The organism is Pseudomonas sp. JR33AA, assembly GCF_021378985.1.
Classification (GTDB): domain Bacteria; phylum Pseudomonadota; class Gammaproteobacteria; order Pseudomonadales; family Pseudomonadaceae; genus Aquipseudomonas; species Aquipseudomonas alloputida.
Genome location: NZ_JAJSAW010000003.1, coordinates 217108 through 231842, shown reverse-complemented (window position 1 = coordinate 231842; position 14735 = coordinate 217108). Strand labels below are relative to the sequence as shown.

General features: G+C 63.1%; 14 protein-coding genes. 6 read left to right on the top strand and 8 right to left on the bottom strand.

The features are described from left to right. Positions 1–96: 96 nt before the first annotated feature. A complete protein-coding gene (locus tag LVS58_RS07295; RefSeq protein WP_233690478.1) occupies positions 97–1413 on the bottom strand; it encodes a hypothetical protein in 1317 nt (438 codons plus the stop codon). 205 nt (positions 1414–1618) lie between these two features. Here LVS58_RS07295 and LVS58_RS07290 point away from each other — a divergent pair, with 205 nt between their 5' ends. Continuing rightward, positions 1619–2818 (top strand): sugar transporter, encoded by a 1200-nt coding sequence (locus tag LVS58_RS07290; RefSeq protein ID WP_233690477.1) that lies wholly within the window; start codon positions 1619–1621, stop codon positions 2816–2818. A gap of 38 nt (positions 2819–2856) precedes the next feature. Here the strand turns inward: LVS58_RS07290 and LVS58_RS07285 are convergent, their stop codons facing one another. The 3 genes from LVS58_RS07285 to LVS58_RS07275 are packed head-to-tail and all read right to left on the bottom strand — an operon-like array spanning position 2857 to position 5294. After that, positions 2857–3441 (bottom strand): LysE family translocator, encoded by a 585-nt coding sequence (locus LVS58_RS07285; protein WP_233690476.1) that lies wholly within the window; start codon positions 3439–3441, stop codon positions 2857–2859. A 50-nt stretch (positions 3442–3491) separates the two neighbouring features. Then, positions 3492–4322 (bottom strand): AraC family transcriptional regulator, encoded by an 831-nt coding sequence (locus LVS58_RS07280; RefSeq protein ID WP_233690475.1) that lies wholly within the window; start codon positions 4320–4322, stop codon positions 3492–3494. Positions 4323–4370: 48 nt separating this feature from the next. Continuing rightward, on the bottom strand, positions 4371–5294 hold the full coding sequence (locus LVS58_RS07275) for a LysR family transcriptional regulator (RefSeq protein WP_233690474.1): 924 nt from the start codon (positions 5292–5294) through the stop codon (positions 4371–4373). A 103-nt stretch (positions 5295–5397) separates the two neighbouring features. Between LVS58_RS07275 and nfsB the strand changes: the two genes are divergently transcribed. Beyond that, the gene (nfsB, locus tag LVS58_RS07270) at positions 5398–6051 is read left to right on the top strand and encodes an oxygen-insensitive NAD(P)H nitroreductase (protein WP_233690473.1); all 654 of its coding nucleotides are present in this window, start codon (positions 5398–5400) and stop codon (positions 6049–6051) included. Positions 6052–6130: 79 nt separating this feature from the next. On the opposite strand, the gene LVS58_RS07265 is transcribed toward nfsB, so the two are convergent. Continuing rightward, positions 6131–7285 carry a cysteine desulfurase family protein gene (locus tag LVS58_RS07265; protein WP_233690472.1) on the bottom strand — a complete coding sequence of 385 codons (1155 nt, stop codon included), beginning with the start codon at positions 7283–7285 and terminating at the stop codon, positions 6131–6133. A 194-nt stretch (positions 7286–7479) separates the two neighbouring features. Further along, positions 7480–8406, bottom strand: coding sequence for a LysR family transcriptional regulator (locus tag LVS58_RS07260; RefSeq protein WP_233690471.1), 927 nt, complete (start codon positions 8404–8406; stop codon positions 7480–7482). A 140-nt stretch (positions 8407–8546) separates the two neighbouring features. On the opposite strand from LVS58_RS07260, the gene LVS58_RS07255 reads away from it, so the two are divergent. After that, positions 8547–9776, top strand: coding sequence for an acyl-CoA dehydrogenase (locus LVS58_RS07255; RefSeq protein ID WP_233690470.1), 1230 nt, complete (start codon positions 8547–8549; stop codon positions 9774–9776). A 95-nt stretch (positions 9777–9871) separates the two neighbouring features. Here the strand turns inward: LVS58_RS07255 and LVS58_RS07250 are convergent, their stop codons facing one another. Further along, a complete protein-coding gene (locus LVS58_RS07250; RefSeq protein WP_233690469.1) occupies positions 9872–10936 on the bottom strand; it encodes a TerC family protein in 1065 nt (354 codons plus the stop codon). Positions 10937–11257: 321 nt separating this feature from the next. Here LVS58_RS07250 and ahpC point away from each other — a divergent pair, with 321 nt between their 5' ends. The 3 genes from ahpC to LVS58_RS07235 all read left to right on the top strand — a co-directional run bounded on the left by ahpC (position 11258) and on the right by LVS58_RS07235 (position 14012). After that, a complete protein-coding gene (gene ahpC / locus LVS58_RS07245; RefSeq protein ID WP_004375926.1) occupies positions 11258–11821 on the top strand; it encodes an alkyl hydroperoxide reductase subunit C in 564 nt (187 codons plus the stop codon). A 125-nt stretch (positions 11822–11946) separates the two neighbouring features. Then, positions 11947–13509: an alkyl hydroperoxide reductase subunit F gene (ahpF, locus tag LVS58_RS07240; protein ID WP_233690468.1), complete on the top strand. Its 1563-nt coding sequence runs from the start codon at positions 11947–11949 to the stop codon at positions 13507–13509. Positions 13510–13823: 314 nt separating this feature from the next. Further along, positions 13824–14012, top strand: a complete 189-nt coding sequence (locus LVS58_RS07235) for a hypothetical protein (protein WP_170030426.1) — start codon at positions 13824–13826, stop codon at positions 14010–14012. Between the two features lie 4 nt (positions 14013–14016). Here the strand turns inward: LVS58_RS07235 and LVS58_RS07230 are convergent, their stop codons facing one another. Further along, on the bottom strand, positions 14017–14664 hold the full coding sequence (locus LVS58_RS07230) for a YceH family protein (protein ID WP_233690467.1): 648 nt from the start codon (positions 14662–14664) through the stop codon (positions 14017–14019). Between the last annotated feature and the right edge of the window lie 71 nt (positions 14665–14735).

The window sequence follows — 14735 nt, the reverse complement described above, 5'->3', positions numbered from 1 at the left end:
CGGCCTCTTCGCGGGCAAGCCCGCTCCTACGCCGCCCTGTGTAGGAACGGGCTTGCCCGCGAGGAGGCCCGTACAGGCAGCACCGATGCAGCCGTTTTACCAGGCCATCGGCCTGTCCCAGCCCTTCCAGAACAACCATCGCCGCACCTCGCCGTGCGCCCCGGTACCGATCTGCCACTCGGGCCGCCCGCTATCCAGCGCAATCACCGAAATAACCCCCGCATGGCTCGCCGCCACCAGGGTTTGTCCGTCGGCGCTGATATCCATCGCACTGATGGTCGACCCCAGGTAATGCTGCCAATGCTCCGTACCCTCTTCGCCAAACGCCCGCAGGTAGCCATAGGCATCACCCACAATGTACTCGCCATCGCGCGCAACCCCCGCATACACCCTTGCGCCATCCTGCACCAGCGGGGTACGCGGGTCCTGGCTGTAGTAATCGGTATCCAGTCCATGCAGGTCTGCCACCCTTACCGCCAGCGTGGCACCGCTGTAGAAATGGCAGGCATTGAGGATCAGCTGGTCACCCGCGCGGTTGAACAAGGCAAAGTGCGGGTATTCGCTAATCGGGCCGATGTGCGCCAGCGGCTTGAGTCGTTCGTCCAGAACAAGGTGCCGGCTGCCTTGCTCACCCACGACGATCAGCCGGCCATCCGCCGACACCGCACCATGCTCCATGCTCAGCCCCAGGCTGATGTCGTCCGGGTCGGTGCCCTCTGCCAACTCATCGAGCACGCGTGCCTGCTGGGGCAGCAGGCGAGTCGCACCTTGGGTGGCCAGCACGAAGATACCTTCGGCACTCACCAGCAGCACTCGCTGGCCATCAGGGAAGGGGATCAGCGCGGTCGGTGTGGGCGGCAGGTCGAACGGCTCGAACGGGTAGCCTGGCGGCAATCCCTCCAGCCCCGTTGGCCAGGCCAGGCGCTGCACCTGCGGGCCGCCCCAGCCATCGGTCACACGCACGCCCTCGGCATTGGCCAGGGCAAAATAGCGCCGCGCCGGGCAACGGCCAAAGTGTTCGATGCCGATGACCGGGGTTACCCCATGGTGGTCGATATGCACCACCTGGCCCTTGTCGTAAGGCATGCCGATGCGGGCCAGCAGGCTGCCATCTTCCAGCAACAGGACATTGCTGATGCCTTGGCCGTGGTCTTCGAGCAAAGGTATCAGGGGGTGGTGTGCGGGTGGCCAGGCCTCGCGGAATGCCTGGCGCTGCGGTTCGTCGATGCCAGGGCGGTTGGCTGCCTGCAAGGCCGCCAGCCAGGCGTCAAGCAGGTGTTCGGTGGCGGGTGCCTGCGGCTCTTCGAGGTTGTCCCAGCCGTGCGCACGGCCCTGCGCGACGTAGTCGTTGACGGCCTGGGCATAGGCGGTAACGGCCTGCTGCCACTGCTGCTGGGGGTGCTGCTTGTCCATGAGCGGATCGGGCTCCTTGTTGCACACGCGTTTCACATAAAGCGCGCATGGTACTCCTTCTGCCTGCCCTGCGGTTGTGAGGCCCCAGCTTGACGCGTACCATGCCGGGCATTCCTATCCATAACAAAACGTACGTTGGCCACCCTGCAAGCGGGTGGCTGGCGTGCGACCTGTTGCCTTGTCTGCGGAGAAGCGTTTTCCACCCATGAACGGACCCATACCCACCCACTTGCCGCCCACAACGGGCAGCGGCAGCTGGCTGAGCGTCATCGCCCTGGCCTTGGCGGCCTTCATTTTCAATACCACCGAGTTCGTCCCGGTGGCGCTGCTCAGTGACATTGGTCGCAGCTTCGACATGAGCACTGCCCAGGTCGGCCTGATGCTGACCATCTACGCCTGGATCGTGGCGCTGGCCTCGTTGCCCATGATGTTGCTGACCCGCAACATCGAACGGCGGCGTCTGCTGCTGTTCGTGTTCCTGGTGTTCGTTGTCAGCCACGTGCTGTCGTGGCTTTCGCAAAGCTTCGCCATGCTGCTGGTCAGCCGGATCGGCATTGCCCTGGCGCATGCTGTGTTCTGGTCCATCACCGCCTCGCTGGCGGTGCGTGTGGCGCCGCCGGGCCAGCAGGCCAAGGCGCTGGGCCTGTTGGCCACCGGTACTACCCTGGCCATGGTCCTGGGTATCCCGCTGGGCCGTGTGGTGGGCGAGGCACTGGGCTGGCGCATCACGTTCCTGAGCATTGCCGGGGTAGCGCTTGCCACCATGCTGTGCCTGATGAAATCGCTGCCGCTGCTGCCCAGCCAGAACTCCGGTTCGTTGCGCAGCCTGCCGGTCCTGTTCAAGCGCCGGGCACTGGTCATTACCTACTTGCTGGTGACGCTGGTCATTACCGCGCAGTTCACGGCCTACAGCTATATCGAGCCGTTCGCCCTCCACGTAGCGCAGATCGGTGGCGACCGCACCACGCTGTTACTGCTGTTGTTCGGCGGGGCCGGGGTTTTTGGTTCGTTGTTGTTCAGCCGCTACAGCGATCGCTTCCCGCATGGCTTCCTGGTGGGGTCGATCGGGGTACTTGCCGCGTGCCTGTTGCTGATGTTGCCGCTGTCGGGCAACTTCTATGTGTTCGCAGTGCTGAGCATGTTCTGGGGCGTGGCAATTCTCAGCTTCAGCCTGGCGCTGCAGTCCAAGACCCTGAAGCTGGCGTCCGACGCCACCGATGTGGCCATGGCGCTGTTCTCGGGTATCTACAACATCGGCATTGGCGGTGGTGCGCTGTTGGGCAGTATCGTCAGCAGCCAGATGAATGTGGCGGATATCGGTCTGGTGGGCGGGAGCGTGGCAGTGGTCGGGCTGGTACTGGCCGTTGCCAGTACCCGGCGCTTTCGCGAGGCGTTGACACGCTGAGCCGAGGCCGCCCAGGCCCTTGCCGGTCAAGTAGAGACTCAGGCCAGTACCGCAGCCCATGCCGATATCAACAAAATCCCCGCCAACACCTGGTTGAACACCCGCAACCGCCCCGGTGCCTGCAGCCACCGGGCGCTCCCCACCCCCAACACCGCCCACGCGGCCATGCTCGGCAGGGCGATCAGCAAAAACACCAGCGCCAACTGCCACACTGGCAACGACGGCGCGGCAAACACCCCGACCACTGCCACGGCCATCAACCACACCTTGGGGTTCACCACCTGCAACGAGGCCGCGCTGAGCGCACTGAAGCCTGGTGCCGTGGTCGTGTGGAGTGGGGCGGCGGCACTGCGCAGCATCTTCCACGCCAGGCTGCTCAGCCACAACACCCCGGCCCAGCTCATCAGCTGTTGCGCCAGGGGGTGGCGCAGCAGCAGTTCGCCCAGCCCCAGCCCGACGAGCAGCACAATGGCTGCAGCCGCGCCACACGCCGCCACGATCGGCGCCAGGCTTGCGCGTAGGCCCCGGCGGGCGCCATGGGCCAGGATCAACAGGTTGGTCGGCCCCGGGCTGATACTGGACACCAGGGCAAACAGAATGAAGGGCAACAGCGACTGCGACATGGTTCAGGGCTCCGTAACATCGAAGCCCCATGCTCGCTGCCCGCCGGCACTCAGTCTGGAAGGTTTGAGCAACGCCTGCGGTAGTCGGCCGGGGTCAACTGGTAGGCGCGGCGGAACCAGCGCCCCAGGTGGCTCTGGTCGGCAAAGCCCAACGCCACGGCCACTTCGGCAGGTGTCTGGCCTTGGGCAAGCAGGCGCCGCGCCCGGGCCAGGCGCAGCTGGATCAGGTAGGCATGGGGTGCAATGCCGAACGCCGCCTTGAACGCACGCGTCAGGCGAAAGCGGTCAATGCCGCAGGCCTGGGCCAGTTCCTCCAGGCCGATGTCGCGCTCCAGATTGGCATGCAGGAAGTCCCGGGCGCGCTGGGCGGTCAGCGGCAGGCGCGGGTCGGGGTTGATGCGGCGGCGCCAGTGCAGGTGGCGGGTCAGGCAGGCCAGCAGATCGTCCATGGCCGTTTGCCTGACGATGCGCAAGTCCTGGTCATGCACGGCCCGGAAGGCCAGGGCGGTGGCCCGCGCCAGGCGTTCGTCGTGGCACAGGGTGTCGGCAAAGCTGGGCAGGCTGTCGCCCGGCGCATGCTCGTACAGCGCGCGCAGCTGTTGGTCGAGCCAGGCGGGCTCCAGGTACAGCGTCGAATAGGTGAAGCCTTCTTCGGTGGGCGCCAGGCCATCATGGATGTCGCCAGGCTCAAGTAAGAATACCTGCCCCGGCGTGCTGCGGTGGCGCACCCGGCGGCAGTTGAACTGCTGCACGCCCTGCTCGGTCACGCCGACCAGGAAGCTGTCGTGCCAGTGGGGATCATAGGCATGGCCGACAAAGTGCGCACGGACCGACTCGATGCCGGTGTCGGCGTCTTGTTTGAAGTCGATCCAGTTGCTCATGGACGTGTACCGTGGGGTAAATGGCTACCTTAGCGCAATGCCCCCGGCTCAGTCTGGAACGATTGTGCAGCCGTGGGTCAGTGGCCGGGCACGCAGGGCCTCGAAACGTTCGCGTAGCCACAGGTGCAATTGCGTCACGGCAGGCGTGAGCTGCTTGCGATGGGGGCAGACCAAGGTCAGTGGGGTAGGCTCGCCGAGCCATTCGGGCAGGACGATTTCCAGTTCACCAGCCGCGATGTTGGCGCTGACATCCAGCCACGACTTGTAGACGATACCTTCCCCCTGGATGGCCAGGCGGCGGATGACGTCGGCGTCATCACTGACCAGCGGCCCACGCACCTGCACGGTGCGATTACCCAGCTGCCACTTGTCGTACACCCGGCTGTGCTGCATGTACAGCAGGCAGGCGTGCTGCTGCAGCGCGTCGGGGGTGAGCGGGCGGCCGTGGCGGGCCAGGTAGTCGGGCGAGGCCACCAGCACTCGGCGGTTCCATTCGGCCAGTGGCAGGGCGATGTAGTTGGCATCCTGGTTGAGTCCATAGCGGATGGCCACATCCACAGGGTCGCGGTTGAGGTCGGCGATCTGGTCGGACAGGAAGAAGCGTAGTTGCAATGCCGGGTGCTTGTGTCGGAAGGCGCTGAGCCAGGGCAGCAGCATGTTGCGGCCCATGTCGGAAGGTGCCGACACCTGCAGGGTGCCGCGCAGGCTATTAGGGTTGCCATGCAGATCTTCATGGCCCTGGCGCAGGCTTTCCAGCACATTCAGCGCGGTTGGCAGGTAGCGCTCGCCCTCGGCGGTCAGGCGCAGGCTGCGGGTGGTGCGGGCGAACAGGCGTGCATCCAGGTCGCGTTCCAGGCGTTTGATCGCGGCAGCCACCTGCCCCGGCAGCAGGCCTGCCTCATGGGCGGCGGCAGTGAAGCTACCCAGCATGCTGCTGCGGGCAAACAGTTCGAGGTCGGTGATGCGCAGCATTTTCATTCCAGGGATGAAAGTGTTGCTGCATTGTGCCGCTTTTTCTTTTTTGCTGGAAAGATAAGATGCACGGCACATCCACTGTTCATTCCGGAGTTGTTGCATGGATACCGTATCGCTGGCCAAGCGCCGTTACACCACCAAAGCTTACGATGCCTCACGCCGCATTCCCCAGGCCACTGTCGATGCCCTGCTCGAACAACTGCGCCACAGCCCGTCGTCGGTCAACTCCCAGCCTTGGCATTTCATCGTCGCCGACACGGCCGAAGGCAAGGCCCGCCTGGCCAAGAGCACTGCCGAGGGTTATGCCTACAACACGCCGAAGCTTCTCGATGCCTCGCATGTGATCGTGTTTTGCACCCGTACCGAGATGACTGAAGAACACCTGAACGCTGTGCTCGATCAAGAGGCTGCCGATGGCCGTTTCCGTGATGAGCAAGCGCGCGCCGGGCAAAACCAGAGCCGCCGTCACTACGTCAACCTGCACCGCTTCGACCAGAAGGATGTGCAGCACTGGATGGAAAAGCAGACCTACCTGGCGTTGGGTACTGCCTTGCTGGGTGCGGCGGCGCATGGGCTGGATGCCACGCCGATCGAGGGCTTCGACAGCAAGGTCCTTGATGCCGAACTGGGCTTGCGTGAGCGTGGGTTTACCAGTGTGGTGATCCTGAGCCTGGGTTACCGCAGTGAGGCGGATTTCAATGCCGGCCTGAACAAGTCGCGGTTGCCGGCATCGCAAGTGTTCACCTTCCTCTGAGGTTTCCGGGGCCGCTGTGCGGCCCTGGCAATGACCCGGCATATACCGCAAGGTTTTTCATGCACAGCCCAGGGCGTGGTCACCACAGGGCTGGCGATGCTGTCGTCAGCACTCGGCCAAACACTTCGAGCGCCTTGTCCACGTCAGCCTCGGTGCTGAAGCGGCCGATGCTCAAACGCACACTGTTGCGCGCCTGACGCTCATCCAGCCCCAGTGCCAGCAGCACATGCGAGGCAGCGTTGCTCGCCGAGTTGCAGGCCGAGGTGGTCGACAGGGCCAGCTCGCCGGCCAGCGCCGTGCTGTTAAAGCCCTTGCTGTCGATGCACAGGTTCAAGGTATGGGGAATGCGTTGCCTGGCGCAGCCGTTGAGGGTAACGCCGGGCATGGCCAGCAGGCCTGTGCGCAGGCGTCTTGCCAGTTGCTCAAGGCGCTGATGCTCGCTGTCGCCTGGTTGGCCGGCCAAGGCGAAGGCGCTGCCCATGCCCGCTATCTGATGGGTCGCCAGGGTGCCGGAGCGCAGGCCCTGCTCATGGCCGCCGCCGTGCATCTGCGCACGCATCAGCGCGCGGGCGCGAGGCCCGACATACAGCGCACCGATGCCTTTCGGCCCATAGACCTTGTGCGCCGAAAAAGACATCAGGTCCACGGCCATCGTCTGCAGGTCGATAGCCAGCTTGCCCACGGCCTGCGCTGCATCAACGTGCAGCAGGGCACCGTGGGCACGCACCTGCTCGCCGATCGCGGCAAAATCGGTGACCGTGCCCAGTTCGTTGTTGACCGCCATCAGCGATACCAGGCGGGTATCAGCGCGCAACGCTGCCTGCACACTTGCAGGCTGAATCAGGCCGCCGGTATCCGCTGCCAGGCGTGTAACGGCCCAGCCCTGGCGCTCGAGTTCGGCCACGGTGTCGAGCACGGCCTTGTGTTCCAGCTGACTGGTGATCAGGTGCCCGGGCTGGCCGATGCCTTGGGCAATGCCCTTGAGCGCCAGGTTGTTGGACTCGGTCGCGCCCGAGGTCCATACCAGATCCTCGGCGTGCGCGCCGACGCACTCGGCAACTTGCCGGCGCGCCTGCTCCACGGCGTGACGTGCAGCCTGGCCGAAGGCGTGGCCGCTGGACGCCGGGTTGCCGAAGTTGGCCTGGTTACCCAGGCAGGCGAGCATGGTTTCGATAACCCGGTCATCGACTGGGGTAGTGGCAGCGTAATCGAAGTAGAGTGGGGCGCTAGGCATGAGGGCGGGTCCGTGTCAGTGGCCGTGGAATCGGCGATCATTGACGTAAGCGTACCTAGCAACAGCGGTATTTTTTTCGTTTCCCTTAGGCCAATTCGCGATTACTTTAGAAAAAAATTCTCTACTGACGATCTTTTGTGGGATTTTCTACTTTATCTATATGAGGGGCCATGAATGGCCCCTCGCCGGCGGCTTCAGGCGGGCTCCAGCGCCTTCTCTTCCTCTGCTACCACGCGCTCGCACAATTCGGTGATCTGCTCGCGCATCCAGCGGTTGGCCGGGTCCTGGTCGGTGCTTTCATGCCAGTACAGGTGCGTTTCCAGTGCAGGGACCTCCACCGGCAGCGCCTGATAACGCAACTGATGGCGACGGGCGAAGCGCTCGGGAACCGTCATCGCCATGTCGGTCTGCTGCAACACCTGTGACGCCATCAGGTAGTGTTGCGAGCGCAGGGCGACCTTGCGTTGAACACCCATCTTGCCCAGCGCCAGGTCGACGTAACCCAGGCCGTTGCGGCGGCTGGAGATATGGATGTGGGTCATGCCCAGGTAGCTGTCGAGGGTCAGCTTGCTTTCGGCCAGCGGGTGACCCTGGCGCAGGGCGCAGACATAGCGGTCTTGCATCAGTTTGATGTGGCGCACCTGCGGGTCGGTATTCAGTGGCGCGTCGATGGCAAAGTCCAGGCGGCCGGCTGCAAGTTCCTTGGTGGTCTCGCGGCGCTTGCACAGGAAGCTTTCGATCAGTACTGACGGCGCCAGGCGGCGCAGGCGCTGGAACAGCGGCGGCAAGATGACCGCCTCGGTCAGGTCGGTCATGCTGATGCGGAAGGTCTTGTTGGCCTGCTGCGGGTTGAAAATACGGCTTTCCTGCACCGAGGTCCGCAGCAGCGCCAGCGCGTTGCGCACAGGACCGATGATGTTCTGCGCCATGGGGGTGGGCACCATGCCTTGCGCGGTACGCACGAACAGCGGGTCGTTGAAGGTTTCGCGCAGGCGCGACAGGGCATTGGACACTGCCGGCTGGGTAATGCCGACGATCTGCCCGGCGCGGGTCAGGTTGGCTTCGGTGTAGATCGCATCGAACACGATGAACAGGTTGAGGTCGACCTTGCTAAGGTTCATGGGCGCCGCTCTTTGTTGGAATTATTGGCCGATCATATATCGGTTATGAATGTTTATACACGCGGAAAATAGACTAGGTGGATGGAGCAATGCTGCTCTAGGCTCTGGCCCAAGTACTCCGAACTGTGAAGGTAGCCCAGATGGATTTCGCCTATTCGCCCAAGGTCCAGGCACTGCGCGAGCGTGTCACTGCGTTCATGGACGCCCATGTCTACCCGGCCGAAGCCGTGTTCGAGCGCCAGGTCGCCGAGGGTGACCGCTGGCAGCCCACTGCAATCATGGAGGCGCTCAAGGCCAAAGCCCGCGCCGAAGGGTTGTGGAACCTGTTCTTGCCAGCGTCGGAATACGGCGCTGGGCTGAGCAACCTGGAGTACGCACCGTTGGCAGAAATCATGGGCCGCTCGTTGCTTGGGCCGGAACCGTTCAACTGCTCGGCACCGGACACCGGCAACATGGAAGTGCTGGTGCGCTATGGCAGCGAGGCGCAGAAACGCCAGTGGCTGGAGCCGCTGCTGCGCGGCGAGATCCGCTCGGCGTTTGCCATGACCGAACCGGACGTGGCCTCCTCGGACGCCACCAACATGGCTGCTACCGCCATACGGGACGGTGACGAGTGGGTGATCAACGGCCGTAAGTGGTGGACTTCCGGCGCCTGCGACCCGCGCTGCAAGGTCATGATCTTCATGGGCCTGTCTGACCCTGAAGGGCCACGCCACCAACAGCACTCCATGGTGCTGGTGCCAACCGACACGCCAGGCGTGAAGATCGTTCGCCCGCTGCCGGTGTTCGGTTATGACGATGCGCCTCATGGTCATGCCGAAGTCCTTTTCGAGAATGTGCGGGTGCCGTACGAAAACGTGATCCTTGGCGAAGGCCGCGGCTTCGAAATTGCCCAGGGCCGCTTGGGCCCAGGCCGTATCCACCACTGCATGCGGTCGATCGGCATGGCCGAGCGCGCACTGGAACTGATGTGCAAACGCTCGGTGGAGCGTACGGCTTTCGGTCGGCCACTGGCACGCTTGGGCGGCAACGTCGACAAGATCGCCGACTCACGCATGGAAATCGACATGGCCCGGCTGCTAACGCTCAAAGCGGCCTACATGATGGACACCGCCGGCAACAAGGTGGCCCGCAGCGAGATCGCACAGATCAAGGTGGTGGCGCCGAACGTGGCATTGAACGTGATCGACCGGGCTATCCAGATACATGGCGGGGCAGGGGTAAGCGGCGATTTTCCGCTGGCCTACATGTATGCCATGCAGCGCACCCTGCGCCTGGCTGACGGGCCGGATGAAGTACACCGGGCGGCGATTGGCAAATATGAAATTGGCAAGTATGTGCCGGTGGAGATGTTGCGTAGCGGGCGGTGAACGCGTCAGCCTGCGCCGGCCCATTTGCGGGTGAACCCGCGCCTGCACGGGCAGCACCCAGCTTGCCCGCGAAGTGGCCGGTGCAGTTGATTCACTCAGGCACCTAGTTGCGTGTCTTTTTCCCTCTTGGACGCGGGTTCTTGTCCACTGGCGTGCGGTTGGTGCCCATCCAAACTGTCATCTTTTTTTTGTCCCCGCGTCTTGATCAACGAAATCACCACCCCACCCAGCAACAACCCGAAGGTCACGCCCAGTGAAAGCAGCGCCGGCACCTTGCCCACCATGCCGTGGTAGAAGATCTTGCAGCCAATGAAGATCAACACCAGCGCCAGTGCGTACTTGAGGTAAACGAACCGGTGCATCAGCGCCGCCAGTGCGAAATACAGCGAGCGCAAGCCGAGGATGGCGAAGATGTTGGAGGTGTAGACGATGAACGGGTCCTGGGTGATGGCGAAGATCGCCGGCACGCTGTCGACGGCAAACACCAGGTCGGCCAGTTCGATCAGTACCAACGCCAGAAACAGCGGGGTGGCATAGCGCAGCGCCTTGCTGTGCCCGGCTGGGGTGTGGCGGACGAAGAAGTGCGAGCCATGGATCTGGTCGGTAACCCGCATGTGCCGCCGCACGAACTTGAGGATGGGGTTGTTGGCCAGGTCCGGGCGGCTGTCTTCCTTCGACAGCGCCATTTTCACCCCGGTAAACAGCAGGAAGGCACCGAAGATGTACAGCACCCAGGCAAAGTTCTGTACCAGCGCCGCGCCCACGCCGATCATGATGGCTCGCAGGAACACCACGCCAAGGATGCCCCAGAACAGCACGCGATGCTGGTAGCGGCGGGGGATGGCGAAGTAGCTGAAGATCATCGCCATGACAAACACGTTGTCCATCGACAGCGATTGCTCGACCAGAAAGCCGGTGTAGAACTCCAGCGCCGACTGCGCGCCCAACTGGTACCAGACACCGGCGCCGAACAGCACACCGACGCTGAAATAGCCTGAATACAGCAGCAGGCTCTCGCGCATTTCAATTTCCCGGTCGTGGCGGTGCAGCACGCCCAGGTCGAGCACCAGCAAACCGATGACGATGGCAATGAACACCAGCCACAACCAGGCGCTGGTACCGAGGAACGACGTAGTGAGGAATGCTTGCAGAGCTGCCATGAGCCCCTCCTTGAATGTCGACGTTGCAAGGCAACAGTGATCCGACATGGCGGCTTGGCAACCGTCAGAGGGGCCCGGTATCACATGGGCTTGAGCCTAGACCCGTTTGTCCGTGATGCCGAATGGGGAGCTGTTACATTTCTTTGCCAGTGCAGCGCTCTGGACCGCAATCCCTTGCTCAGCCTTTTCCCTTCTATTAAATAACCGCGGTTATAGCCAAAACCAATCGAAAGCATGAGCTTTGCCAATGAGCCTTCAGCGGGATGATTAGTTAGGATTCTATCCATCAACTGATTCCAACCCCATGAAGGAGCGTCTCTCATGCCAATCATCAACAGCCAGGTCAAACCGTTCAACGCCACTGCCTACCACAAAGGCGAGTTCGTTCAGGTCAGCGAAGCCGATCTGAAAGGCAAATGGTCTGTCGTGTTCTTCTACCCGGCCGACTTCACCTTCGTTTGCCCGACCGAGCTGGGTGACCTCGCTGACAACTACGCCGAGTTCCAGAAACTGGGCGTGGAAATCTACGGTGTGTCCACCGACACCCACTTCACCCACAAAGCCTGGCACGACACTTCGGACACCATCGGCAAGATCCAGTACCCGCTGATCGGTGACCCGACTCACGTCATTTCGCGCAACTTCGACGTGCTGATCGAAGAGGCCGGCCTGGCCGACCGCGGTACCTTCGTGATCAATCCGGAAGGCCAGATCAAGATTGTCGAGCTGAACGACGGTGGTGTAGGCCGTGATGCCGCTGAACTGCTGCGTAAGGTCAAGGCTGCACAGTACGTTGCCGCTCACCCAGGCGAAGTGTGCCCGGCCAAGTGGAAAGAAGGCGAAGCCACGCTGGCGCCGTCGCTGGACCTCGTAGGCAAGATCTAAGGTCATGCCCATAACGCGGGCGGTAAGCAGCCGCCAAAGCTGAAAATACCTACCGCCCCGTCAAACGCCCGGGCGACCTCGCCTGGGCGTTTTTGTATCCGAGTTTTGAAAAAGGAATCGCCCGTATGTTGGACGCCACGCTTAAATCGCAACTGAAAACCTACCTGGAGCGGGTCACCCAGCCGATCGAGATCGTTGCTTCCCTCGACGACGGCGCGAAGTCCCGCGAATTGCACGACCTGCTGGTGGAAATTGCCGGCCTGTCGAACCTCATTACCTTCAGCGCGGACGGTACCGATGCCCGTCGCCCCTCGTTCTCGCTGAACCGCCCGGGTGCCGACATCAGCCTGCGCTTCGCCGGCATCCCCATGGGCCACGAGTTCACCTCGCTGGTGCTGGCACTGCTGCAAGTCGGCGGCCACCCGTCCAAGGCCAGTGCCGAAGTGATCGAACAGATCCAGGCCCTGGAAGGTGAGTTCAACTTCGAAACCTACTTCTCGCTGTCGTGCCAGAACTGCCCGGACGTGGTCCAGGCACTGAACCTGATGGCGGTACTCAACCCCAACGTGCGCCATGTGGCCATCGACGGTGCGCTGTTCCAGGACGAAGTGGAATCGCGCAAGATCATGGCGGTACCGAGTATCTATCTCAACGGTGAAGTGTTTGGTCAGGGCCGTATGGGCCTGGAAGAAATCCTTGGCAAGATCGACACCAACGCTGGCGCCCGCCAGGCCGAGAAGATCAACGCCAAGGATGCCTTTGACGTGCTGGTTGTCGGCGGTGGCCCCGCTGGCGCCGCTGCTGCCATCTATGCTGCCCGCAAGGGCATCCGCACCGCTGTTGCCGCCGAGCGCTTCGGCGGCCAGGTGCTGGACACACTGGCCATCGAGAACTTCATCTCGGTGCAGGAAACCGAAGGGCCGAAGCTGGCCACGGCGCTGGAAGAGCACGTCAAACAGTACGACGTCGACATCATGAACCTGCAGCGCGGTGAAGCGCTGATTCCGGCCGCCGAGGGCGGTCTGCACGAAGTGCGCCTGGCGGGGGGCGCTTCGCTGAAGGCCAAGACCGTGATCCTGGCCACCGGCGCCCGCTGGCGCGAAATGAACGTGCCGGGTGAGCAGGCGTACCGGGGCCGCGGCGTGGCCTACTGCCCGCACTGTGACGGCCCGCTGTTCAAGGGCAAACGCGTGGCGGTGATTGGCGGCGGCAACTCGGGTGTGGAAGCGGCCATCGACCTGGCCGGCATCGTCGCCCAGGTGACGCTGATCGAGTTCGACAGCCAGTTGCGTGCCGATGCGGTGTTGCAACGCAAGCTGCACAGCCTGACGAACGTCAACGTGATCACCAGTGCGCTGACCACCGAGGTGCTGGGCAATGGCGAGAAGGTGACCGGCCTGCGCTACAAGGACCGCACCATGGATGAACAGCACGAAGTGGCACTGGAAGGCATCTTCGTGCAGATTGGCCTGCTGCCCAACACTGACTGGCTGAAGGGCACCGTCGAGCTATCGCCGCGTGGCGAAATCATTGTCGACGCCAAGGGCCAGACCAGCATCCCGGGTGTGTTTGCAGCAGGTGACGTGACGACCGTGCCGTACAAGCAGATCGTCATTGCGGTGGGTGAGGGGGCCAAGGCATCGCTGGCGGCCTTTGACCACCTGATTCGGACTTCGGCGCCCGCTTAAGCCTGTGCGGCCGCTTCGCGGCTACAGCCTCTCTCAAAGGACTGCGCAGCTGTAGAAACTGTGAAAATCCCTGTAGGAGCGGGTTTACCCGCGAAGAGGCCGGCCCTGCTGGCCAGTCTCCACCCGCCGTTCACCGTTGCCGCCGCTACCGTATTCGCGGGTAAACCCGCTCCTACACAGATCGGTGGTGGAGACGCATCGGTGGTTGGACACAGGCCGCTGTAGGAGCGGGTTTACCCGCGAAAGGGCCGGTGCAAGCAAAGCAGGACCTGAAGGTGTCTATGCTTGTTGCAGACCCCTCAGGAATCACACCCATGACCCTGATCAGCCGCGAACCCTGGTGGCTAGTCCCCCCAAAGCCCGGGCAACAAGAGCAGGACCTGCACTGGGGCTACCTGGAAATCTACGCCGACGGTCGCACTGTGTTCGTCGACCAGCGCCCCACTGATCGGGAGCTGGCCGAGCGCAAGAGCTGCCGCAATTTCCCCGACCCCGAGCCGTGACGGCTCAGCCTTCCAGCTCGGCCAGGCGTGCTTCCAGTGCCGCAATGCGGGCTTCGAGGGCTTCGATGCGTTCTTCTGAGACACTGCCGCCATTGGTACGCGCGCCGCCTTCCTGCTGCCGTGCAGCGAGAATCGCCTCGATCTCGGACGGGTCACCCAAGGCATGGGTGTAGCGGTCTTCACGCTGGCCGGCCTGGCGTGGCAGGTGCAGGGCCAAGTCCCGCGAGATCAGACGCTCCAGCTGATGCTGGATCTGCTCGGTGTCGTCAAAGTCGTGCAGGCGGTTGCTACGGGTCAGCAGTTCGTTGAGGGTTTGCGGGCCCCGCAGGAACATCAGGCCCATCAGCACCAACTGCGCTGGCACCAGCTCCAGTGCCTTGTCTACCCGATGTTCCCAGCGGTCGGCACGGCTGCCCATCTGCAAGCGGGTCATACCCTGACCTTCGAGGGCGCGCAGGGCCTGGCCGACCTGGCCTTGGGTGAGGTTCATCACCGGCTCGCGGCTGGTCTTCTGGTTGCAGGCCAGGACCAGGGCATTGAGGGTCAGCGGGTAGCTCTCCGGGCTGGTGGCCTGCTTTTCGATCAGCGAGCCGAGAACGCGGACTTCGATGCTGTTGAAGCGGCCTTCACCTGCGGTTTCGTGTTCTGACATGGCCCTGTCTCGTGGCTGGGGAAAGGCCACTAGGGTAGGTAATGCCATCGCGTAAGGCAATTGGGGCCGCA